The organism is Muricauda sp. SCSIO 65647, from assembly GCF_021534965.1.
GTDB lineage: Bacteria > Bacteroidota > Bacteroidia > Flavobacteriales > Flavobacteriaceae > Flagellimonas_A.
Genome location: NZ_CP091037.1, coordinates 176,649 through 197,687 on the forward strand (window position 1 = coordinate 176,649; position 21,039 = coordinate 197,687).

26 protein-coding genes are annotated in these 21,039 nt (G+C 42.7%); 16 read left to right on the plus strand and 10 right to left on the minus strand.

What is annotated here, in order from left to right; all coding sequences use genetic code 11:
* The first annotated feature begins 120 nt into the window (after positions 1–120).
* The 6 genes from L0P89_RS00770 (at position 121) to L0P89_RS00795 (ending at position 3,998) form a co-directional block, all read left to right on the plus strand.
* The gene (locus L0P89_RS00770) at positions 121–645 is read left to right on the plus strand and encodes an ester cyclase (RefSeq protein WP_235266496.1); all 525 of its coding nucleotides are present in this window, start codon (positions 121–123) and stop codon (positions 643–645) included.
* A gap of 41 nt (positions 646–686) precedes the next feature.
* Positions 687–1,454, plus strand: a complete 768-nt coding sequence (locus L0P89_RS00775; protein ID WP_235266497.1) for a hypothetical protein — start codon at positions 687–689, stop codon at positions 1,452–1,454.
* A 60-nt stretch (positions 1,455–1,514) separates the two neighbouring features.
* Positions 1,515–2,030 (plus strand): nuclear transport factor 2 family protein, encoded by a 516-nt coding sequence (locus tag L0P89_RS00780; RefSeq protein ID WP_235266498.1) that lies wholly within the window; start codon positions 1,515–1,517, stop codon positions 2,028–2,030.
* Between the two features lie 30 nt (positions 2,031–2,060).
* Positions 2,061–2,642: a nuclear transport factor 2 family protein gene (locus L0P89_RS00785; RefSeq protein ID WP_235266499.1), complete on the plus strand. Its 582-nt coding sequence runs from the start codon at positions 2,061–2,063 to the stop codon at positions 2,640–2,642.
* A 68-nt stretch (positions 2,643–2,710) separates the two neighbouring features.
* On the plus strand, positions 2,711–3,145 hold the full coding sequence (locus L0P89_RS00790; RefSeq protein WP_235266500.1) for a hypothetical protein: 435 nt from the start codon (positions 2,711–2,713) through the stop codon (positions 3,143–3,145).
* 88 nt (positions 3,146–3,233) lie between these two features.
* On the plus strand, positions 3,234–3,998 hold the full coding sequence (locus tag L0P89_RS00795) for a hypothetical protein (protein ID WP_235266501.1): 765 nt from the start codon (positions 3,234–3,236) through the stop codon (positions 3,996–3,998).
* Between the two features lie 47 nt (positions 3,999–4,045).
* On the opposite strand, the gene L0P89_RS00800 is transcribed toward L0P89_RS00795, so the two are convergent.
* Positions 4,046–5,155, minus strand: coding sequence for a hypothetical protein (locus tag L0P89_RS00800; RefSeq protein WP_235266502.1), 1,110 nt, complete (start codon positions 5,153–5,155; stop codon positions 4,046–4,048).
* 119 nt (positions 5,156–5,274) lie between these two features.
* On the opposite strand from L0P89_RS00800, the gene L0P89_RS00805 reads away from it, so the two are divergent.
* Both L0P89_RS00805 and L0P89_RS00810 read left to right on the plus strand, forming a co-directional pair.
* Positions 5,275–5,898: an FMN-binding negative transcriptional regulator gene (locus tag L0P89_RS00805; protein WP_235266503.1), complete on the plus strand. Its 624-nt coding sequence runs from the start codon at positions 5,275–5,277 to the stop codon at positions 5,896–5,898.
* A 3-nt stretch (positions 5,899–5,901) separates the two neighbouring features.
* On the plus strand, positions 5,902–6,282 hold the full coding sequence (locus tag L0P89_RS00810; RefSeq protein WP_235266504.1) for a hypothetical protein: 381 nt from the start codon (positions 5,902–5,904) through the stop codon (positions 6,280–6,282).
* A 71-nt stretch (positions 6,283–6,353) separates the two neighbouring features.
* Here the strand turns inward: L0P89_RS00810 and L0P89_RS00815 are convergent, their stop codons facing one another.
* Complete coding sequence (locus L0P89_RS00815) at positions 6,354–8,045, minus strand: type IX secretion system membrane protein PorP/SprF (protein WP_235266505.1); 1,692 nt, start codon at positions 8,043–8,045, stop codon at positions 6,354–6,356.
* A gap of 542 nt (positions 8,046–8,587) precedes the next feature.
* Between L0P89_RS00815 and L0P89_RS00820 the strand changes: the two genes are divergently transcribed.
* The gene (locus L0P89_RS00820; protein ID WP_235266506.1) at positions 8,588–9,007 is read left to right on the plus strand and encodes a DUF2141 domain-containing protein; all 420 of its coding nucleotides are present in this window, start codon (positions 8,588–8,590) and stop codon (positions 9,005–9,007) included.
* A 97-nt stretch (positions 9,008–9,104) separates the two neighbouring features.
* On the opposite strand, the gene L0P89_RS00825 is transcribed toward L0P89_RS00820, so the two are convergent.
* Entirely contained in the window at positions 9,105–9,584 is a 480-nt protein-coding gene (locus tag L0P89_RS00825; RefSeq protein ID WP_235266507.1) for a Dps family protein, read from the minus strand.
* 103 nt (positions 9,585–9,687) lie between these two features.
* On the opposite strand from L0P89_RS00825, the gene L0P89_RS00830 reads away from it, so the two are divergent.
* Positions 9,688–10,632, plus strand: a complete 945-nt coding sequence (locus tag L0P89_RS00830; protein ID WP_235266508.1) for a LysR substrate-binding domain-containing protein — start codon at positions 9,688–9,690, stop codon at positions 10,630–10,632.
* A 27-nt stretch (positions 10,633–10,659) separates the two neighbouring features.
* Here L0P89_RS00830 and L0P89_RS00835 read toward each other — a convergent pair whose 3' ends face one another.
* Positions 10,660–10,857 carry a hypothetical protein gene (locus L0P89_RS00835; protein WP_235266509.1) on the minus strand — a complete coding sequence of 66 codons (198 nt, stop codon included), beginning with the start codon at positions 10,855–10,857 and terminating at the stop codon, positions 10,660–10,662.
* A 178-nt stretch (positions 10,858–11,035) separates the two neighbouring features.
* Between L0P89_RS00835 and L0P89_RS00840 the strand changes: the two genes are divergently transcribed.
* Positions 11,036–12,277: a D-alanyl-D-alanine carboxypeptidase/D-alanyl-D-alanine-endopeptidase gene (locus L0P89_RS00840; protein WP_235266510.1), complete on the plus strand. Its 1,242-nt coding sequence runs from the start codon at positions 11,036–11,038 to the stop codon at positions 12,275–12,277.
* Positions 12,278–12,286: 9 nt separating this feature from the next.
* Here L0P89_RS00840 and L0P89_RS00845 read toward each other — a convergent pair whose 3' ends face one another.
* From L0P89_RS00845 to L0P89_RS00865, 5 genes are all read right to left on the minus strand, one after another.
* Positions 12,287–12,868: an NUDIX domain-containing protein gene (locus L0P89_RS00845; RefSeq protein ID WP_235266511.1), complete on the minus strand. Its 582-nt coding sequence runs from the start codon at positions 12,866–12,868 to the stop codon at positions 12,287–12,289.
* A gap of 40 nt (positions 12,869–12,908) precedes the next feature.
* Positions 12,909–13,562: a DUF2461 domain-containing protein gene (locus L0P89_RS00850; RefSeq protein WP_235266512.1), complete on the minus strand. Its 654-nt coding sequence runs from the start codon at positions 13,560–13,562 to the stop codon at positions 12,909–12,911.
* Positions 13,563–13,656: 94 nt separating this feature from the next.
* The gene (locus L0P89_RS00855) at positions 13,657–14,019 is read right to left on the minus strand and encodes a four helix bundle protein (RefSeq protein ID WP_262911459.1); all 363 of its coding nucleotides are present in this window, start codon (positions 14,017–14,019) and stop codon (positions 13,657–13,659) included.
* Positions 14,020–14,088: 69 nt separating this feature from the next.
* The gene (locus tag L0P89_RS00860) at positions 14,089–14,889 is read right to left on the minus strand and encodes a TIGR00266 family protein (RefSeq protein ID WP_235266514.1); all 801 of its coding nucleotides are present in this window, start codon (positions 14,887–14,889) and stop codon (positions 14,089–14,091) included.
* Positions 14,890–14,983: 94 nt separating this feature from the next.
* Complete coding sequence (locus tag L0P89_RS00865) at positions 14,984–15,439, minus strand: DUF4442 domain-containing protein (protein WP_235266515.1); 456 nt, start codon at positions 15,437–15,439, stop codon at positions 14,984–14,986.
* Positions 15,440–15,607: 168 nt separating this feature from the next.
* Here L0P89_RS00865 and L0P89_RS00870 point away from each other — a divergent pair, with 168 nt between their 5' ends.
* The 5 genes from L0P89_RS00870 to L0P89_RS00890 all read left to right on the plus strand — a co-directional run bounded on the left by L0P89_RS00870 (position 15,608) and on the right by L0P89_RS00890 (position 19,837).
* Entirely contained in the window at positions 15,608–16,090 is a 483-nt protein-coding gene (locus tag L0P89_RS00870; protein WP_235266516.1) for a DUF4870 domain-containing protein, read from the plus strand.
* A gap of 202 nt (positions 16,091–16,292) precedes the next feature.
* Positions 16,293–16,622, plus strand: a complete 330-nt coding sequence (locus tag L0P89_RS00875) for a PadR family transcriptional regulator (protein ID WP_235266517.1) — start codon at positions 16,293–16,295, stop codon at positions 16,620–16,622.
* 10 nt (positions 16,623–16,632) lie between these two features.
* Positions 16,633–18,363, plus strand: a complete 1,731-nt coding sequence (locus L0P89_RS00880) for a PspC domain-containing protein (protein WP_235266518.1) — start codon at positions 16,633–16,635, stop codon at positions 18,361–18,363.
* A gap of 95 nt (positions 18,364–18,458) precedes the next feature.
* Positions 18,459–19,181, plus strand: a complete 723-nt coding sequence (locus L0P89_RS00885) for a head GIN domain-containing protein (protein ID WP_235266519.1) — start codon at positions 18,459–18,461, stop codon at positions 19,179–19,181.
* Positions 19,182–19,384: 203 nt separating this feature from the next.
* Positions 19,385–19,837: a hypothetical protein gene (locus tag L0P89_RS00890; protein ID WP_235266520.1), complete on the plus strand. Its 453-nt coding sequence runs from the start codon at positions 19,385–19,387 to the stop codon at positions 19,835–19,837.
* A gap of 51 nt (positions 19,838–19,888) precedes the next feature.
* On the opposite strand, the gene trxB is transcribed toward L0P89_RS00890, so the two are convergent.
* Positions 19,889–20,857 (minus strand): thioredoxin-disulfide reductase, encoded by a 969-nt coding sequence (gene trxB, locus L0P89_RS00895; RefSeq protein WP_235266521.1) that lies wholly within the window; start codon positions 20,855–20,857, stop codon positions 19,889–19,891.
* Positions 20,858–21,039 lie beyond the last annotated feature (182 nt).

Below are 21,039 nucleotides of genomic sequence, written 5' to 3' on the forward strand. Positions count from 1 at the left end.
ACCAATAGTGCCCTTTCGGACAGTAAAAACAAGTATTCGTCCTAAAGCCCTTTGCCCAATTGAAACAAATCGGTTATTTAGTTAGCAACAGTTCAACCGATCCCCCCAGAGAACATAACAATGAGATATATTGCGGTAATACCCGTATTGCTATTTGTGCTTCTAATTTGTTGCAATCGACAGCAAAAGCATGAGCAAGAGACTTTACTGGCCATGGAAAGCACCATTATGAACAATCTCGGTGCTTTTATGGATTCTTGCTGGAACAAGGGCAATAGCGAAAGTCTGGCCACGATATCCACAGAAAATTTTACTCGATACCTAAACGGTATCAGGGTTGCCAGATCACAAAAAGAAATGCAGGCCCACATGGCCGTATATTTTACGGCTTTCCCAGATTTAGAGGTGATTTTTGACAGTGTCAACATAAAAGACAACAAGGTCTTTATGCACTGGACCTCGACAGGAACGAACACAGGGGTGTTCGGTGAGTTTCCCGCTACGGGAAAGAAGGTAAAGATCAACGGACTTTCACATCTATATTTTGATGATATGGGAATGCTATATCAAGAAGATGTGTATTTCAATGAGCTAGATCTGTTGCAACAACTGGGTTATACGTTAAATCCACCAATAGTGCATTAACCAATTGAAAATCAAATAAATAATAATTAAAACCAAAATCGATGAGAACACTTAAAACAACGCTACTAATTATCATGGCATTGTGCTTAATGCCCGACTTGCTGCAAGGGCAAGAAAAAAAGACCCAGGCTTTTTGGATCCACGAAGACGTGGTAAAGCCGTCAATGGTCGATGATTATGAGGCCATTTGCAAAGACCTTACGGCGAATATGAAGAAGCACAATATACAAGAGGTCAATGTGATTGTCTCGAACACGATCGATGATCGCTATATGTGGGTGAGCCCAATATCAAGCATGGCCGACATCGAGAAACCAATCTTTGCCACACTGGCCGAAAAAATGGGTGGCACCGCTATGGCAGACTTGTTCAATAAGATGGACAAATGCTATGACATTGAACAGAATTACATCATACATCTAGATGAAGAACTTTCTTATATGCCTGATGGACTGACATTGACCCCAGAGGGAGAACCCTATCGAAAGTTCCATTATTTTCACTATACCCCGGGAGATAGAGCAGCCGTGAAAGAAAAGGTAGAGGCCATCAAAAAAATGTTCGAGGGCAAAGGTTCTAAATTGCATTATCGGGTATATAAAAGTGGGTTTGGTACCCGTGGTGAATTCTATATGGTTGCCGTTGCTGCAAAAGATGCCGCCGACTATGCGGCAAAAATTTCATCAAACAATGCCATGCTGGGCGATGAATGGCAAAAGCTATATAATGAGTTTAGAAGTAGCCTGTCAAAATATGAGCAATTTGAAGCTATAATGAGACCTGACATGGCCTATTCACCTTCTCAATAAACAATAATGGGCCCTGGTCCAAGCTAGGGCCTTATCTATCAACTTTAAATCAACAAAACAATGAAAAGAACATTTTTTTTGGGGATGGCAGTATTGCTATTCTTTGCCTGCAATCAAGGGCCTCAACGTTACACCCAAAATTCACCCGAAATTGACACTGTCAAAAAACTGCTTGCAAACTACAATGCCAAAGCGTACGATATCAGCGTTTATGCCGATACCTCAAAGACCTTTTACAATACTAAAGACAATCCGCTTTCGCCAAGTGAAACCATGGCGTATCACGAGCAGAATGATGCAAATTATTCGACCCGAGGGTTTCTTGACGAGAATCAAGAATATGAAATGGTAGTGTCTGACAATGGCGAAACTTGGGTGAATTGTTGGCTCAATTGGCAAGGAACCATTGCGGCCACTGACAAGGAAGTTACGATACCCATACACCTTACCTATCAATTTACCGATGGCAAAATCGTCAAGGAATATGGCTATTGGGATCCGACCGAAGTGGTATTGGAGCTTCAAAAAATAGCGGCAGAGGCCAAAATGATGGAAGAGAATACAGAATCTGAATAATCGATCACATAGTATCTAAATCAACAAACAATGAAAAAAACAGTATTGCAAAGTCTAATGGTGATTGCCCTGTTGGCGATGATTTCCTGTAAGCAAGCGACACCCTCAACAGAGGCCGAAACCATGGAATCGAATGAAGAATCTGCTCTCGATTATGCAGATTTTGACAAAAAAGTGGAAACCATCCGCGCTTTTTTTCAAGCGCACTGCGATGAGAACTTAGAGGCCCAATCAGCGATGTTGGCCGATTCACTGGTATGGAGCCCGCCAAGCTACAATGGCAACAAATGGCTGGGCAAAGAAGAATTTCTTGCGGCCATAAAAGGCTATCATGACGGTTTTGATAACATAAAATATCAAGAAGGCGTGGTCACTGCAGATTCAATCGTCGGGGGCTTCTATTCAGGCTCCCATTACCCTAAAGAAACCGCCACAAAGAACCCCAATGTAATTCGTGTATATGGCACTTGGACCGGAACACACGCAGAAAGCGGGCAAGAAGTCGGTGTGAAGTTCTTTAACCTGACCACCTTTAATGAAGATGGCAAAATTGCCACCATGTCAGATTATTTTGATTTAGGTAGCCTAGTGCCAAAAGAGGCTGAAGACTAAGAGCTAAATATTGAAATTCAATTTGATTTCAAACCCTTACTAACTATCCAACATTAAATTTATAAATAATGAAAAGTATTAAAATTATCGGTCTGGGCATTTGCCTGCTATTCGGAGTGCAAGATTTGCTCTCGCAAGAAATGGCCTCAAAGAAGTACGACAATCCACAATGGTACAATATCGTGTATGTCGACTATAAACCGGGCACCTATGACAAGGCCCAGTCTATCATTCAAGACTACTTCATAAAAGCAAGCGAAAAAGCTGGCACACCGCAACCCGTAATGGCCCTTGAACTGAATTCGGGATCATATGACAGTATGTTGCTTTGGCACATGAAAGAGGGTGTCGAAGGCATGAATTGGGATATAAGCCCTGATGATGTCAAGTGGCGAACGGCACTGAATGAAATTGCCGGCAGCGCTGAAAAGGCATCTGAGATCTTAAAGGACTATCAATCGTGCATTGCATCGAGCAGCAATACCATAGCACGTCTTAGGTAAGGTGGGATTTTTATCAAACGAATGACCGCTAAACAAAATTCCATCGATTGTAAACCATTAATAATTTATTAGCTAAAATCAACAAACAATGAAAAAAGTACTCATTACACTATTGCTGATTCCTTTTCTTATGTCAGCACAAGAAAATCAACAAGAACCCATTTTTATGAACGTAATGCTGACCCCGAACCCTGCAAAGATCACTGAGTTCGAGGCAGGCCTGGCCGCCCACAATAAAAAGTTCCATGCAACCGGGCCCAATGCCGTTAGGGTGTATTGGATCGCCAGTGGAAAGCACTCGGGGAAATACATTTGGAGCATGGGCCCAACCAGCTGGGCCGCCTTTGATGAAGCCAATAACCCTGATTCGGCACATAGTGCTGACTGGAATGCCAATGTGGCCCCCTATGCCGAGGCCAATATGACCACAACGTATTGGAAGGGAGATGCCAAACATTCTCATTTCACGAAAGATTTTGAAATGAAAAACCTGGCCATTTTCTATCTAGACATCAAGCGCTTTAAAGAGCAGGCCTTTATGGGTGTTTTGGACAAGGTGACCAAAGTTTTCAAAGAAAAAGACGGTGATGAACAATGGGGGGTTTACTTCAATGAACTACGCAGCCCCAAGTACCAAGATATGGTTTGGGTCAACTTTTTCGATTCAATGGCATTTATGGGCAGGGAAGACAAATTTGCCCAATGGTATGAAGAAGTGCACGGTGAAGGGACTTTTATGGGATTTTTAAAGGAATTTGAAGATTCGACCCATGGCAATTATTCAGAACTTTGGACATTTAGGGAAGACCTAAGTGGCCTTTCTGGTCAAGTTCAGGTGACTTCCGGTCAATAGCACATTTCTTGTAAAAAACGAAAAGGGCCTTGATAAGGCCCTTTTTTTTATTCAGTGGTGTACTGTTGGTAAATGGCTTTTTCAAATTCCTCCCAATGGGCATCCGTCATTCGTTCGGGTGTGAAAAGACATATACCCTTCGCACCATTCTGCATAGATGTGGCAATGGCGGTACCCAGCTCTTCTGGCAAGAGACCATGGTTCTCAGGATCATTTTCACTGGTCTTGTTCTCTGGCTTGGGGCAAATAAAGAGTCCGCTGTAAACAGGTGCTCCGTTCTTGGCCGCTGCAGCCTCTTCCGCTACCATTTCACCGACCCATTCAGGACCTTCAAGATAAAAATCATTGTAGTTCATCGGGTAAACCGCGTCTAAATTCCAATTGTTCCATTCTTGCCGTACTATGGTTTTTGCAATGGATGGCCCAGGGAACACGGCCGCATTGATTTTTTTACCCTTGGCATGTGCGACTTCTGCAAGTTGGTTGACTATTTTGGTGATCAGGTCATACCGGTACTGCTTCCATTCGGGTACTTGAGAGGGGTCTTCGACCTCTCTGATATCGATTCCGGTCTTTTCTTTGAAGTCATTTACGCATTGGTCACCGTAGCAGTAATCGTATTGGGGATATTCGCGGTCCATCACCAGACCATACTTATCCCAAAGTCCGCGTGCCAGAATCACATCCGGGAAACGAATGTAATCTAAATGAATGCCATCGACCTCCTCTACTTCGGCCACACTACCGTACAGTTCGGCCAAAAAGTTCTGAACCCCTTCTTTGTTGGGGCATAAAAAAGTATAATAAGGTACATATGCAGGCTTTTCAAGTGCCGATTCGCCCAAGCCATTGGTGGCGTACCATTCAGCTTCTAACTTTGGGGTTTTGGGCTGTACCATCGTCGGAATCCATGTATGGAACTCCAATCCCACTTCCTTTGCAATGGCCCCTACCCTTTTGTAGGTGGCGGGGTCATGACCGCCATTGTACATCAAGCCATCAATTCCTTTTTCCCGGTAGTCTTCGAATTTCGATTTTATTTCCGTGTCAGTGGCCTCACCAGGGCCTCCCGTCCATGCATATACCGGTATTTTATGTTTTTCGGCACATGCTCCTAAAACCAAAACCAAAATTATCATTGAAAACAATTGTCTCATTGCAGCATTATTTACGATTGTAAACAACAAGATACAGAACAGTTTTGGTGATTATCCATATATTAGATTAACAGCATCACAATAAGCACAGACAACGACAAAAACAATAAATACCGCACATGTATATTCCTCATTATTACAAAAACGAAAACCTAGATGAAGTCAAAGCGTTTCTGAGGAAAAACAGCTTTGGCATTTTGGTCAACCAAGTCGATGGTAAGCCGTGGGCCACGCATATTCCGTTGGAGCTCGAAACCGATAGGGCCGGCGAAGATGTTCTGGTCGGTCACATTTCAAAGGCCAACCCACAGTGGAAGGTTTTTGAAGACAATGCAGAAGTGCTCTGCATTTTCAATGGGCCACATGCCTATGTTTCGTCTTCTTGGTACCAAGAGGAAGAAGTGCCCACTTGGAACTATATTGCCGTGCATGTCTATGGGAAATTGACCGTATTGGATGAAGAGGCGACCATGAAGGCCCTGCACCGATTGGTCGATAAGTACGAGCAGCAATCTGAAAACCCTATCTCATTGCATGATATGTCTTCCAAAACACTACGACAGGTGAAGGGAGTGGTTGGTTTTCAAATAAAGATCAATGAGATCCAAGCCGCTTACAAACTATCACAGACAAGACCTGAAGACCATGCTTCCATTATCAAACATTTAAAAGAATTAGGTGTAACAGCTACAGAAATTGCACGACATATAAAGAAACAATCTAATTTCAAACAAAACGACTGAACCATGCTACATTCAAAATTTTGGCAAGCCTTTTTTGCCCTGGCCCCCATATTCATAGGTATACTTTCTATTGTACTCTATATGTATTTCGTCTTTAACCTGGTAGCTGACATTGAGGCTGCCGAAGCGCATAATGGAGACGTATCGCCCTCAATGATACTGGGCAACATTGCTTGGTTTATGGGCTGTATAGTTTTGATCATTCTGGTTTCACTATCGAGTTTGGTCTTTTATATCGTGCATGCCGTACAGAATCCTAATCTGAAGGGCAATAGCTTATTGGTGGTATGGATTCTGCTCTTCATTTTTGTGGGTGGAATCGGGCAACTTATTTATTGGCTGGTCGAAATAGTTGGAAAAAGGGACCAGTTGGAAGCGGGTTAAAAAAAGAAATGGCCCGGGGCGAGGGCCATTTCTAGATCAACTCCCATTAGCAAAGGAGTATGACCGAACAATCACTCTTCATCAAACAACGTCTCGGCGTAGTTTGAATATCTTGGGTTCTCAACATGCATGATCCACATGTCTTGATCATATTTTCCGTTCAACTGTGAGGTATAGGCGGTACGGGCCGCCATGTCATTGTCATAGTAGGCCAAATACACATAGTTCAGTCCGTTTTCAGGGTTTTTGAAATACTCAGGGTTCAAACCCTCATCTTTCAACTTTTTGATGAAGCGGTGTAGGTAGTTTTCATTTCCAAAGACATTGACCACAATATAATGCCCTTTGCCAATACCATCTAGTTTGATGTACTTCTCAATGGGCTTGAACGCCCCACCGGTAAATACCCCTTTTTGGGGCTTATTCTTCCGTTCATTCCTGGTTATTGCCGCTATATCATTTTTAAAGGTTTCTGCTTTCACGTTCTTGGCCAAGAAAAGCGCTTCGGCCTTTTTCTCTATTTCAGGCTTGTTCTGCTTATTCTCAAGGCGAACCATCTTCATGACCATTTCAAACCGTTGCTCTAAATCTCGCTGACGATTGGTCTCCATGGAATCTAACCTGAAAATCAATTCATCGATAATGGCCAGATTCATACGTTGCTGGTCTTTGATTTCGGCCAGTTCTTTTTGCAACGGACTCAAATCTGGTCGTTTTTTGGGTTTTTCAACCTCTTTTTCGACCGCGGCCAACTCATCGTCTTGATCAACATCTTCGGAAGCATAGGTGTTTCTGGTAAGATTTGGGACGAAAGAGTATGCTACCGAGATTTCATGGGTCACCCCTAGGTTGCCCAGTGACCCGCTAAGGCTTTTCTCAAAATTATATCCGAATGAAAGTCGTTTGTTCAAATTGAACCCTGTGCCTGCTGAAGCGCCATAAAATTGATCATACCCCCCTTGGATCCAACCCAGTTTGGGTAGGTCAAGAATCAATCCGCCTCCAAAAACAGGGTCTTGCTCGCCCTCAAACCTTGCACGGGCAAGGGGCATCAAACGGCCATCTTCCAAAATACCATTTCCATTTTTGAATTCGTGGGCATATTGTATGTGACCTGAAAAGGTCTTCTCGTTCATATTTGAAAGTGTCTCACCGCTCTTTAGGTTGAAATCGAGCAGGTTTTGGGCAAAAACGCCAAAATCAAATCTTCCCAAAGAAAGATTTAGCCCCGGCTGAAATGAAATAATGGAACTATCGTCCAAATCATCGAGCAAGGGATCATCTTGTAGGGCAACGGCCCTACTTTCATCAAAACTACTCTTGTAATACGGCAAATTAAAGCCAAAACTAAGGTCACTATTTCTGCCCAACCGAATGCCATGGGCATAGTTTGCCATCACCCCAATATTTGATATAATGCCCGATTGTTGGTTGTAGACACTGAGGCCAAGACCTGTTCGGTCATTTAAACGCGCGCTATAGCTCAGAAAATAGTTCTGGGCATTGTCTTCAAAATTCGAACTTTGGCTGCGATGAAAAAAATTGAGATAGGTCTTGTCTTCCCGTACCGCAGAAAAGGTAGGATTGATCAAAAACCGATTGAACTTCATCAAGTTCTGAAAAGGAACGTTATAGGCCACATAAGGGTTTTCGCTCTGTGAACGGGCCAAAGGCACTACTATCAGAAAAAGGAGTACCAAAACCAAACGACCTTTGTTCGCAACGCACCAAGGTTTAGTACCGGGGGGAGTATTTGAGACCATAAGCTGCGTATTTCGGGTTAATCATAATCCCCAATAAATACAGAACCGCAAATATCAAAAGCTGTACGTACAAGAAGTATTCAAAGAAAGGGTAGTACTGAAACATAGGCTAAGTCTGCATTTGGGATTGCCTTGTAATATTACATAGATTCTAGATGAAAGACCAATTTTTTCGATGAATTGCGCCATTTTCTTAAAAAGCTGTAAGAAAAATACTCTTTTATGATATGGGCACTGTTATTTTTTACTAGGTACAAATTGGCTGAAACCGGTTTTGGAATGTTCATGATCTTTTAAGTACAATACCAAGAAAAGGGTTTTGATGCCCTGCCAACAATCTATTTGCCAATAGTGATCATGTTCTTGTATTCGCTCTCATCAACCAGAAAGGTTTTCCCGTCAACATTCTCTTCAGCATTACCGCAAAAAGCCATCTGAAATACAGCTTGGAACAAAAAAACAACAATTCGGTAGTCAAAATTTATACCGCTGGTGGGATTGTTTCACTTTTGTGCCATTGAAAAACTGATAAACAGAAAACCATGAAAACACTATCATTCTTTTTAGGATTACTTTTTACGGGCCTCTTGGCCACTGCCCAAGATAACCTAGGCGTTACCGTAACGGTCACCATTGAAAACATGCTTTCTGATGATGGCAAGGTAACGGCATCACTGCATTCGCAGGAAACCTTTATGAAAGGTCCAGGAATCAAGAATGTCGAGGCAGAAGCAAAAAAGGGTGAAGTCACCCTTACATTTGAGAATGTGGAGCCAGGCACCTTCGCCATAATGGTGCTACATGACAAAAATGAAAACAATCGAATGGACTTTGATGAAAACGGTATGCCCAAAGAAAACTATGGTATGTCAGGCAACGAAATGCTCATGGGCCCACCAACTTTTGAAAGTGCCAAATTTGAAGTAGCCAGTGAAGATTTGACACTCAACATTCGGTTCTAGCGGTTTAAAAAATCATCAATCAATTTATGCAACCAATTCTTAAATCAAGAAAGCCCCGGTGTGACATCGGGGCTTTTACTTTTTCGTTTTGCCGTGATCAGATTTCTTCTGCCAACCATGCTTTCATCATCCAAACTGTTTTTTCCTGCTCGGTGATGAAGTCGCTCATCATGGCATTTGTACCTTCATCAGCGGCTTCATCAGAGGCATCGAGTATCTTTCGCTCAATGATCAGCAATTCTTTCAATGAATCGACAATCAAGCGAATAGCTTCCTCATCATGGGTGATGTTCTTTCCCACAGGTACTTTAGACTGTTCGATATAATCTTCAAAGGTATGCTGGGGCACACCGCCCAATGTAAGAACCCGTTCAGCGATTTCGTCCACTTTAAGATTCGCATCGTTGTAAAGCTCTTCAAACTTCACGTGAAGGTCAAAAAAACGCTTTCCCTTGATATTCCAGTGTATTCCCCGTAAATTTTGGTAGTAACGTTGAAAATTTGCCAATAGCACATTCAAATCATTGCTTAACGCTTGTGATTTTTCTGCATTCAATCCAATACTATTCAATCTCATGTTCATAATTTTTAATTCATTATAAATTTATTAGATTGAATATTGTTATCACAATAAGATTTATCGATAGTTTTTATATATTTATTGCCACTAATTATTCATTATGACCATCACACAATTACAATATGTATTGGCCGTTGCAGAGTACCGAAACTTCACTTTGGCCGCTCAAAAAAGCTTTGTTACCCAACCTACCCTGAGCATGCAGGTGCAAAAGCTCGAAGATGAGCTTGATGTGCTCATCTTTGATCGCGGTAAAAAACCAATTTCCATCACCGAAGTAGGAAAAAAAATCGTCGATCAGGCCAAAAATATTGTCGCTGAGGCCGAGCGCATAAAAGATATAGTGGATCAAGATAAAGGCTTCATCGGGGGTGATTTCACTTTGGGTATCATACCAACGGTGATGCCCACTTTGCTTCCGATGTTTCTTCCCACTTTTGTCAAGCGATACCCAAAGGTGAACTTGATCATCAAAGAACAGCCCACTGAAACCTTGATACGTAACATTCATGACGGCCATCTCGATGCGGCCATCGCTGCTACACCGTTGGAAATAGAATACATCAAAGAAAAACCACTTTACTATGAGCCTTTTGTGGGTTACGTGCCGAACAGTCATCGGTTGGCCGGCACCAAAGAACTTTCTGTTGAGGATTTGAACATTGAAGACGTGTTGTTGCTACAAGACGGGCATTGTTTTCGTGATGGTGTCATCAATCTCTGTCAATCATCACGAAACAACATCACCGAACATTTTCAAATTGAAAGCGGTAGCTTCGAGACCTTGGTCAATCTATCGAACGAAGGTATGGGCATGACCCTGCTCCCCTACCTGAACACCTTGGAACTGGACACTAAAAAGAAGCAAAACCTAAAACACTTCAAGAATCCCGCCCCTGCCCGTGAAATAAGTTTGATACATCACAAAAGTGAGTTGAAAATTCAGATTACAGAAGCTTTGAAAGATGTGATATCGGGCATTGTCAGGGGTGCCATTGCTTTTCAGGATGTGAAGATCATAAGCCCCTTGAACAAAGGTCAATAAAAAAAACCGCCCGAAATGGGCGGCTTTTTATGCTTTTAAATAGATGAGCGTGTTCTGAAGCTCTGGCTTGTCCATCACAAAGTACTGCAGCCAGACTTTGAGTTCTTCAATTTCGCTAGGTAATAGCCTTGAGATTGCTTTTTTTAGTTCTCTTGCAAAGAGTTTGGCATCAAAACTAACTTTTTGTAAGACAGTTTTGGTGTACTCTAACATAGCTCTAGCCATATATGAAAATGTTTATTTGGGTTAATAGGTTGTTCCCCAAGTTACTCATAAAAGGTATATCTTGTTAGGGATTTCGAGTTAAAAATTAGATAAATAGTTGTTAAAGTCGACAAATGGAAATATGCAACTTGTTTTAAAACAGCGAATTACACTATTTTGGCTTTGTGGTGCAATAGCAATGGCAACTTTGGGGGGATGTGCCACCGCCAAGCAAAAAAAAGTACAAAAACACCTTCGTGACCAACTTGCCCAGAACCTTTTCAACAACCATTTTACAGGTTTTTTGGTAATCGACCAGAATACAAAAGACACATTGTTCAGCCATAACGGCCATAGGTATTTTACCCCGGCCAGCAATACGAAAATCTTTACCCTCTTTGCTTCCCTGAAAATGCTTCCCGATGAAGTGCCCACATTGCAATATGTGGCACAAAATGACACTATTTTTGTGGAGGGCACGGGCGACCCTTCTTTGCTACACCCCTATTTTGGAGACAGTACCTCCATAAATCTCATGAAACAATATTCCCATGTGGCGCTTCATCTCAATAATTTTGTAGATACCCGTTTCGCTCCCGGCTGGGCCTGGGAAGATTACCAATGGTATTTTTCCCCTGAAAAAAGTGTGCTGCCCCTCTATGGAAATGTGGTCACTGTCTTTCAGGGGGACTCCCTAAACGTATCGCCGCCATTCTTTGCAGATAACGTGGTGCCCCTCGACTATCCCGTGCAAAGGGAAGAATACAAGAACACCTTTTATTTCAATACGACCAGAAAAGATACCGTAGCAATTCCCTTTTTAATCGACAGTACATTGGTACGGAGTCTTTTAGAGAATGTCTTACAAAAAAAGGTATCCCTAATAAATGAAATGCCCCAGGCTGAAAAGAAGGTGGTATATGGTATTTCGCGAGATTCCATCTGCCGCATGATGATGCTCGAAAGCGATAACTTCTTGGCCGAACAGTTACTTGTCATGGCTTCCTCTACCCTGTCGGATACCTTGAATACCAATAGGGCCAAACAGTTTGTCGTTGACACGTTGCTGGCCGATTTGAGGCAACCGCCCCGATGGGTCGACGGATCTGGACTCTCACGCTACAACCTTTTTACCCCAGAATCAATGGTTCACGTGCTTCACAGAATGTACAATGAAATTCCACAGGCACGACTGTTTGAGCTTTTTCCGGCAGGTGGCGTGTCGGGCACACTTGAAGATTGGTACGCTGGTACTACTGAACCCTACATCTACGCAAAAACAGGAAGCTTGGGCAATAATCACAACCTCAGCGGTTATTTGATTACCAAATCAGGTAAAACATTGACCTTCAGTTTTATGAACAACCATTTTCGCGTGGCTTCATCAGAGGTAAAAAAGCGTATGCAAGAAACCTTTGAATTTATTCGGGACACGTATTGAACCGAAACGTCAGATCAAGTCATTGATCTGGGCATATTGCAGTAGCATAATGGTCTTGGCATCCCTGATCTCTCCCGATTTCATCATTGTCAGTGCTTCCCTGAAGGGCATTTCGAGCACCTCGATGTTCTCTGTCTCTTCTGATGATCCGCCCCCTTCGGTTTTCTTCATGTGGGAATCATATTCCCCGATAAAAAAATGAAGTATCTCGGTGACCGATCCGGGCGACATGTACGATTCCAATACCTTTTCAACTTTCTCAATGTGATAGCCCGTTTCTTCCAGAACCTCCATTTTAATGGTTTCGATTGCATTTCCCTTTTCCAAAATGCCTGCGCAGGCTTCGATCATCATTCCGTCTTCATTTCCGTTCAAATAGGTGGGCATACGAAATTGTCTGGTCAATACCACCGTACCCTTTTCTTTGTTGTAGAGTAATATTACTGCACCATTGCCCCGGTCATAGGCCTCGCGAATCTGCGTTTCCCAACTACCATCTTCACGCTGATATTCAAAGGTCACTCTGTTCAGCGAATACCAATTGTCTGAGAGCAGCTCTTTTTTGATGTTTCGAACGTTTCCGTATTTCATAGGATGGAGAATTTATTTGTGCTATTGAACGGTCAAGTGACTAGAGCATCGCCGCTTCGTTCAAATACCTTCTGAACGGTAGCATCTCAAAATAAGTGGTCAAGACCGTTTGATCAAAATCGGGGTGCAGCACATCTTGTTTCGTAATTTCCCTGACCACGGCGAATGATTTATTTTTCAACAAGTCTATATGCGGATGGTCATTTGAAAACCCTTTCGGGGCATTGATCAACTTCTCATCTTCGTACAAATCACCAAAAGTCTTTTGAAACGACTTCTTGTTGATGATCTTCATCAATTCTTCGCCGTTATAATCTATGCCGTCCCTAATATTCTTAAGGACCTTCGTTTCAGGCCGCCAAAACCCCCCGGCCAACATGCACTCATTAACCCCGATATGGAGATAGAAATCTGCCGAGCGGGGTGCCTTGTCCAAACCAGCCCCGAAATGGTCTTTGTACACTGGTTTATTGGGATGGAACATCAAATTATTGTTGATGCGGTTGATGCCCTTCTTGCCAGGTGTGGCGTAATAGTCCCTATCTTGTTCGGCCAAAGTGGCATCCAACCCATCGAGCCAAGCGATGAAATCATTGCGAACTTGATGGTACCACTTGCGGTTGGCATCCATCCATTCTTTATTGTTGTTTTTTTGAAGCTTCTCTAAAAAGTTGAATAGGTTCTTGAAATTCATGTTGTTGAATGTTCGATGCTTGATGTTAGATGTTTAATGTTTGACGCTCGATGTTTGGTATGCGATGCTGGATGTTGGGTACTCATAAGCAATATTATAACTTATTTCGAAAAGCGATAATCATGTTCATCAGTTTAAAAGCATCATCATATAACTCTTGAAATTTATCCTCTGAGATATACTTTCTAAGTTTGGATTTATGCAAACAAGTAACTACTTCAGCAAGTGAACGAGCAGAATATCCAAGAAACTTTCTAAACTCGGGTTTTGATTGAATGATTGACCCTTCAGAGATATTCAGGGCAACAGAATCAGCAGCGCGACAAATTTGGGATGACAAATTGTACATTTCTTTTTTGGGAAAATCGTCTGTCAGGGAATTTATCTGTTCTCCTAAATCCATGGCATCCCGCCAAATATGCAACTTCTCAAATTTGAATTTCGCCAAATTATCCACTTTCCGCTCTATCCCTAAAATGATGATTCAACAACTGACATCATACATCTGGCACCGAGCATCAAACCCCTAAAACCGGTTATCTCCATCAAGAAGGTCTCCCAGTCCTCCCAAAATACTGCCCTCGCCTTTGTCTTTTCCGCCTCCCTTGGGGGCCGCCGCCCACACGCGACCGGCCAATCGACTGAACGGAAGAGATTGAATATACACTGTACCAGGACCTCGAAGCGTGGCGAAGAACAACCCCTCACCGCCAAAAATGGTGTTTTTGATTCCGCCCACGAACTGAATATCATAATCGACGTGTTGTGAAAAGCCCACAATACAGCCCGTATCGACTTTGAGCACCTCGCCAGCCGCCAATTCTTTTTTGGCCAAGGTGCCGCCGGCATGTACAAAGGCCATACCATCACCCTCCAGTTTTTGCATGATAAAGCCCTCACCGCCAAACAGGCCCCGGCCCAATCGTTTTGAAAACTCAATGCCCACCCGTACGCCTTTGGCGGCACAGAGAAAGGCATCTTTTTGGCAGATAAACTTGCCCCCCTTTTCAGAAAGGTCGATGGGCACAATCTTACCGGGGTAAGGAGAGGCAAAACTGACACTCTTCTTGCCCTGCCCAACGTTCAAAAAAGCGGTCATAAAAAGGCTTTCACCGGTCAAGACCCGTTTGCCGGCAGAGAATATCTTGCCCAAGACCCCCTTATCTTGATTCGAACCGTCACCAAAGATGGTGTCCATCTTGATGTCGGTATCCATCATCATAAAACTACCGGCCTCGGCCACGACGGCCTCTTGGGGATCGAGCTCAATCTCGACATATTGCATTTCTTCCCCATAAATTTCATAGTCTATTTCGTGATTGTTCATTTTTTGTAGCTGTTTAGAAGTTTATATGTTTATAGGTTGAGAAGTTTGGGATTTTGTTACAATTCCGATTCCATCAACGTAAAACCCCGACCTTTTACCTTTTTAATTTAATCGTCCACTCAAAATTAAACGTACTGACCACTATCCCATCTTTATTGACCCCTACGGACTTCATCCAAAACTTCTGTCCCTCTCCCGTTTCGATCGTTTTTTGAATTGCATCGGCGATCAAATGGCCATCTTCACAGGTAAAGGTGATCTTGCCCGTGGCCTTTTTTGAAAAATGGGCATTGTTGTTCTGTACGAGCATCGAGATCTTTCTACCACTTTTTTGAATTTGCCCGATGACCATGGCCCCCGTACTCAGCTCTGCCGCCATGCCCTGAACGGCCCAAAACATCGATTTGAACGGGTTCTGGTTCACCCATCGATGCGTTACCGTGGTCACCGCTTTGGTACCATCTATATAACGCAACCGTACGCCGCACCACCACGCCGATGGCAGTTTAAAGAATAGAAAAGCATTGAATTTACTGGTATTTTCAGCCATTTTTGAGATTTATGGACACTAAAAGTAGCTAAAATTATCCAATCCTAAAATGTTAAAAATATGTTAATTTATAGTACTTTGTTTTGCATAGTACCATCTTTTGGATATATATTTGCATCGTAAGCTAATAGGTAAACCATTTATCAACCTAAAAATCATCGATCAAAAATGGCAACAACCTTGACCAAACACGAACGAAATCTCTCGGCCCTCATACATGCGTCGACCTTTTCTAAGTACTTTATACCCTTTGGCAATTTCATATTTCCATTGATTTTATGGACCGCCAACAAAAAAGAGCATGAATTCGTCGATTACAATGGCAAACAGGCCCTGAACTTTCAAATCAGCATGCTGCTCTACGCCATCGTAGTGGGTCTGATCAGTGTACCCTTTTTCATCGGTTTTTTGCCCGATGTATTTGATTGGAAGTTTTTAGGCCTGCACCACCTAAATGATTTCAACAATCTTGATATTCATATCAGTAGTGACGATTTTAGGTTTGGCCGATTTTTTTGGCCCGTGGGCATTGTTGGGCTTATGCAAGCGGCACTGGTGGTCATCAATGTGGTCTATACCATCTTGGCGACGATCAGAACCAATGAAGGAGAAGAGTTCAAATACCCGTTTACCATAAAATTTATTAAGTAAAACCATAAAAACAAGGAGTTATTCATCTACCGTCCCGTCCCGATAGCTATCGGGAGTCATCGGAACAAAAAAACGAAATCAGATCAATCAAAAAACGAACAGTCATCAATCAATCAAAAACACGTTTCCACTCCCCTGCTCATCACAGGGGACTGGGTGGAAACAAAAAACGAACAGTTAATTAAATAAGAACCATGTAATTATGAACATAGAAAACACAAAAGCACAAATGCGCAAAGGGGTTCTTGAGTACTGTATATTGTCTATTCTCAAAGATAGTGACAAGTATGCCTCTGAGATACTCGGAGCCCTCAAAGACGCTAAGATGCTCGTGGTCGAGGGCACCATTTACCCCTTGCTGACCCGATTGAAGAATGCGGGCCTGCTCAACTATCGTTGGGAAGAGTCGACTTCAGGGCCACCACGTAAATATTACGGACTCACAGAAACGGGCCAACTATTTTTAAAAGAACTCAACGGTACTTGGGATGAACTTCGAAATGCCGTAAATCTCGTAACCAACGAAAAATAACAATCAGAAAATGAACAAGACAGTAAATATAAATCTCGCCAATACCTTCTTTCACATCGATGAAGAAGCGTATAACAAATTGAGACGCTATCTCGAGGCCATCAAGCGTTCGTTTGCGGGCACCTCGGGCAGTGATGAGATCATTGCCGATATCGAGGCACGTATCGCAGAACTCTTTTCAGAGAAAATGGAGCATGAGCGCCAAGTCATCACCCAAAAAGAGGTTGATGCGGTCATAGAGGTCATGGGGCAGCCAGAAGACTATATGGTCGATGAAGACATTTTTGAAGATGAACCCAAGAAAAAAACCACTTCTGAAACCCGAAGGGTAAAGAAATTGTACCGCGACATCGACCACAAGTATATCGGCGGTGTCAGCGCAGGCTTAGAGCACTACCTTGGCTTTGATGCGTTATGGATACGTATCATATTCATTCTGCTCGCCATTTTTGGCAGTGGTTTTGGGCTCATTGCCTATATCGTTCTTTGGATCTTAGTGCCCGAAGCGGCCACCACCTCGCAAAAATTGGACATGACGGGGGAGCCAGTCAACATCAGCAATATAGAACGCAAAGTTAAAGAGGGGTTTGGTGATGTTGCAGACAAAGTAAAAAACGTTGACTACGAAAAAGTGGGCAACAAGGTCAAAAGCAGCTCCAAGACCTTTTTCGACACCTTGGGTGACATTATTATGTTTCTGTTCAAGGTGTTTGCCAAATTCATCGGCATTCTATTGATCATCATTGGTGCATCTACCCTGATAGGGTTGTTTATCGGACTGTTCACGGTGGGTATCGTTGATGCGGTCGAAGTACCTGGAATCGATTTTTATGATATTGTCAATACCTCAGGGGCACCTGTTTGGTTGGTATCAATACTGTTGTTCTTTGCCATTGGCATTCCCTTTTTCTTCCTTCTTTACTTAGGATTGAAGATTTTGGTGAACAACTTGAAATCAATAGGAAATATTGCAAAGTTCTCTTTATTGGGATTGTGGCTTATCTCAATCGGAACCCTTATTGCCTTGGGCGTACGCCAAGCGGCTGAATTTGCGACCGTGGGAAGCGTCAACGAGAAAATCGAATATGCGCTCTTGGAAGATAATGATACCATTCAGATCAAAATGGACGATTCTGAACAGGAACACAGCATGGAGAAAATGCATTTCGGAAGAATGATTCTTTCTTATGACAAAGATGATAACCCGGTTCTGATGTCAGATGATATACGTTTTGACATCAAACAATCTGAAGATTCGCTTCTTTACATCAACGTTAGAAAAGATAGTCATGGCAAAACCTTTAAGCAGGCCAGGGAAAGGGCTGCCAAAGTAGATTATGGGTACCTGGTAAGCGGTAATGAAATCGTCTTGAACGATTTTTTTACCACAGCGACTTCGAACAAGGCCCGCCAACAAGAGGTCAGGACTACCGTTTATATTCCTACGGGCAAGGTCGTCACGTTTGATCGATCAGTGAGGGGCCATATTGGAAGAAGCACAAAAAATGACCACAACCTATACCGTAGTGGCATAGTTGATTACATATGGTCAATGGGCAGCGATGGCGAACTAAAATGCCAAAACTGCCCCATCGACCTAAATGATGATGATGATGACGACAAAGGGAAAATCATTATCAATGAAGATGGTGTCGACATCGATTTAAAGGATGGAGCAGACTCTTTCAAAATGAAAATCGATGAAGACGGAGTCGAAATCAAGGCCAATGAAAACAACTGATTACAACTCAGTAGCCATTTTCGACAATTGGGAAATCATTAGTACGACATAGACAACAAAAACACGAATTTTAATCAATCTTTAAAACAACAATCATGACAACACTAGCAAAAATCGCAATCGCCTTTCTACTGGCCCTTTTCGCATCATCATGCGCCTTTGACATCAACTTTGGCAAAGGCAAGGCCGGCAACGGGGTTGTAGTCGAAGAATCAAGAAAAGTAACCGATGACTTTACAGAGGTTTCCGCCGCTGAAGGCCTCGATGTTTTCGTAACCCAAGGTGACGAATTCAGAATCGATGTTGAGGCAGATGAAAATGTCATCGATCTGATCGCTACCGATATCAGGGATGGAAAACTAAAAATACACACCATAGAAAATATTGGCAGGGCCACTAAAAACATTCATGTAACCTTACCAACGGTTACGGCTTTGGAAACATCAAGCGGGGCCGATTTAATAGTACAAAATAGGCTTACGGCAGATAGAATTTCGCTTGATGCTAGTAGTGGATCTGACCTACACGCCGAAATCGAGGCCAATGAAGTATATGCAGATGCCAGTAGTGGCGCGGACATAAAGGTTTCGGGCACTACCGATAGATTGGAAGCCGATGCCAGCAGTGGCGCCGATATCAGAGCTAGAGAATTGATGGCCAAAAAATGTGTGGCCGATGCCAGTAGCGGGTCTGACATTTCAGTAAATGTTTCAGAATCATTGGTAGCCGATGCCAATAGTGGTGCCGACATTTCGTACACGGGCGAAGCACAGGTCACCGCGAAAAAATCGGTTTCGGGCAGCGTGCACAAATACTGAATATATACCAAAACCAAACAACCAATCATAACCAATCTGAAGGCCTTGATTTTTATCAAGGCTTTTTTGTTTACAAACCATTTAATCAATGGTTTTGGCCATGTATTGCCGCATCATTTAAAAGCCAACCAATATTCTGATTATTCCACAAAAAAATTGTATCTTTTATGTGAAAAATTTTCCTCATTTAAATACACTATGCCATGAAAAAAATATTAGGATTGGCTTTTTTGATGCTCATATTCATATCAGCCACAGAACTCAACGATCATGAAAAAAGTGAACCTTTTCATTCTATCGAGGGCACATGGGAACTCGTAAGCTTTCACCACTATGATGATGGTGTCAATATTTCAAGCACCGAGCCAAAATCAGAAGGCTATCGGCAAGTAAAAATGTATTATAACGGCAAAGTGATGTGGTCTAGATATGTACCCAATGAATCTATCGGTAGGTTTGGGTACGGTTCTTACTATATCACTGAAGATGAACTTCATGAAACCATTATCTACGGAGATGCCGAAATGATGAAAGCTCTCGACACATTGACAGAGTTTATTTTCGAACTGGATCTAAAAAAGGATACGTATAGTCAAATAAGTTTAGATGAAGAAGGAAATCGAACGTTTTCAGAAAATTATAAACGGATAGATTAACAAAAAAGGCCCTGTAAATTACAGGGCCTTTTTTTATGCTTGAACTATTCTTTATGAGATTACCGTCTCTTTTGTTTCAACAGTGGCCAAATAACGTTCGGCATCCAAAGCGGCCATACAGCCCGTACCGGCAGCGGTCACGGCCTGGCGATATATTTTGTCTTGGGCATCGCCACTGGCAAAAACACCAGGTTTATTGGTTTTGGTCGACTTGCCTTCGGTAATGATATAACCAGTTTCGTCCATATTCAATTGGCCTTTAAAAATATCGGTGTTGGGTGTATGGCCAATGGCAATAAAAAGACCTGTGATCTCGATTTCTTCCTTCTCCCCTGTTTGGTTGTTGACCATCCTGAGACCCTCAACGACTTGGTCGCCCAATACCTCATCAACTTCGGTGTTATACCTAATTTCAATATTATCAAGGCTATTTACCCTATGCTGCATTGCTTTAGAAGCACGCATATGGTCTTTTCTGATCAGCATGGTTACTTTTTTGCAGATATTGGCCAAATACGAGGCCTCTTCTGCTGCAGTATCACCGCCACCCACTATGGCCACTTCCTGACCTTTGTAGAAAAATCCGTCACAGACCGCGCAGGCTGAAACACCCCCGCCCCGTAAGCGTTGCTCACTAGGTATGTTCAGATATTTTGCAGAAGCACCGGTTGAAATAATGATGGTTTGGGCCTCGATCACCTTGTCATGGTCAATGGTCACCTTATGAATTCCGCCAACCTCATCGCTCAATTCAACCGCAGTGGCCATACCTACCCTGACATCGGTGCCAAAGCGCTCGGCCTGTTGCTGCAGTTGTATCATCATGGTAGGGCCATCGACCCCCTCTGGGTACCCCGGAAAGTTATCGACCTCAGTGGTCGTGGTCAATTGGCCACCAGGTTCCATACCCGTATATACTACAGGTTTTAAATCGGCGCGTGCCGCATAAATCGCTGCAGTATAGCCTGCTGGTCCCGAGCCCACTATCAAAGTTTTCAATCGTTCAACCTGTTCTGACATAACCTATCTTTTCACTTTGTTTTGCTGTTGGTACAAAAGTAGGTTTTTTGTGCAAAACCTTACAGTATCCCATAGAAAGGTATGCTCGATTTATCAACAAAAAAGCCGAGCTTTTACCACATAGACTTATTTAACGACCCAAACATTCAATTCCGCTTCAGGTGCGATAATGAAGGTTTTTA

What these genes read in the sequence shown, in the direction of transcription:
- L0P89_RS00770 (WP_235266496.1), top strand. Translation starts at nt 121, where the DNA reads ATGAGATATATTGCGGTAATACCCGTATTGCTATTTGTGCTTCTAATT.
- L0P89_RS00775 (WP_235266497.1), top strand. Translation starts at nt 687, where the DNA reads ATGAGAACACTTAAAACAACGCTACTAATTATCATGGCATTGTGCTTA.
- L0P89_RS00780 (WP_235266498.1), top strand. Translation starts at nt 1,515, where the DNA reads ATGAAAAGAACATTTTTTTTGGGGATGGCAGTATTGCTATTCTTTGCC.
- L0P89_RS00785 (WP_235266499.1), top strand. Translation starts at nt 2,061, where the DNA reads ATGAAAAAAACAGTATTGCAAAGTCTAATGGTGATTGCCCTGTTGGCG.
- L0P89_RS00790 (WP_235266500.1), top strand. Translation starts at nt 2,711, where the DNA reads ATGAAAAGTATTAAAATTATCGGTCTGGGCATTTGCCTGCTATTCGGA.
- L0P89_RS00795 (WP_235266501.1), top strand. Translation starts at nt 3,234, where the DNA reads ATGAAAAAAGTACTCATTACACTATTGCTGATTCCTTTTCTTATGTCA.
- L0P89_RS00800 (WP_235266502.1), bottom strand. Translation starts at nt 5,155, where the DNA reads ATGAGACAATTGTTTTCAATGATAATTTTGGTTTTGGTTTTAGGAGCA.
- L0P89_RS00805 (WP_235266503.1), top strand. Translation starts at nt 5,275, where the DNA reads ATGTATATTCCTCATTATTACAAAAACGAAAACCTAGATGAAGTCAAA.
- L0P89_RS00810 (WP_235266504.1), top strand. Translation starts at nt 5,902, where the DNA reads ATGCTACATTCAAAATTTTGGCAAGCCTTTTTTGCCCTGGCCCCCATA.
- L0P89_RS00815 (WP_235266505.1), bottom strand. Translation starts at nt 8,045, where the DNA reads ATGGTCTCAAATACTCCCCCCGGTACTAAACCTTGGTGCGTTGCGAAC.
- L0P89_RS00820 (WP_235266506.1), top strand. Translation starts at nt 8,588, where the DNA reads ATGAAAACACTATCATTCTTTTTAGGATTACTTTTTACGGGCCTCTTG.
- L0P89_RS00825 (WP_235266507.1), bottom strand. Translation starts at nt 9,584, where the DNA reads ATGAGATTGAATAGTATTGGATTGAATGCAGAAAAATCACAAGCGTTA.
- L0P89_RS00830 (WP_235266508.1), top strand. Translation starts at nt 9,688, where the DNA reads ATGACCATCACACAATTACAATATGTATTGGCCGTTGCAGAGTACCGA.
- L0P89_RS00835 (WP_235266509.1), bottom strand. Translation starts at nt 10,857, where the DNA reads ATGGCTAGAGCTATGTTAGAGTACACCAAAACTGTCTTACAAAAAGTT.
- L0P89_RS00840 (WP_235266510.1), top strand. Translation starts at nt 11,036, where the DNA reads ATGGCAACTTTGGGGGGATGTGCCACCGCCAAGCAAAAAAAAGTACAA.
- L0P89_RS00845 (WP_235266511.1), bottom strand. Translation starts at nt 12,868, where the DNA reads ATGAAATACGGAAACGTTCGAAACATCAAAAAAGAGCTGCTCTCAGAC.
- L0P89_RS00850 (WP_235266512.1), bottom strand. Translation starts at nt 13,562, where the DNA reads ATGAATTTCAAGAACCTATTCAACTTTTTAGAGAAGCTTCAAAAAAAC.
- L0P89_RS00860 (WP_235266514.1), bottom strand. Translation starts at nt 14,889, where the DNA reads ATGAACAATCACGAAATAGACTATGAAATTTATGGGGAAGAAATGCAA.
- L0P89_RS00865 (WP_235266515.1), bottom strand. Translation starts at nt 15,439, where the DNA reads ATGGCTGAAAATACCAGTAAATTCAATGCTTTTCTATTCTTTAAACTG.
- L0P89_RS00870 (WP_235266516.1), top strand. Translation starts at nt 15,608, where the DNA reads ATGGCAACAACCTTGACCAAACACGAACGAAATCTCTCGGCCCTCATA.
- L0P89_RS00875 (WP_235266517.1), top strand. Translation starts at nt 16,293, where the DNA reads ATGAACATAGAAAACACAAAAGCACAAATGCGCAAAGGGGTTCTTGAG.
- L0P89_RS00880 (WP_235266518.1), top strand. Translation starts at nt 16,633, where the DNA reads ATGAACAAGACAGTAAATATAAATCTCGCCAATACCTTCTTTCACATC.
- L0P89_RS00885 (WP_235266519.1), top strand. Translation starts at nt 18,459, where the DNA reads ATGACAACACTAGCAAAAATCGCAATCGCCTTTCTACTGGCCCTTTTC.
- L0P89_RS00890 (WP_235266520.1), top strand. Translation starts at nt 19,385, where the DNA reads ATGAAAAAAATATTAGGATTGGCTTTTTTGATGCTCATATTCATATCA.
- trxB (WP_235266521.1), bottom strand. Translation starts at nt 20,857, where the DNA reads ATGTCAGAACAGGTTGAACGATTGAAAACTTTGATAGTGGGCTCGGGA.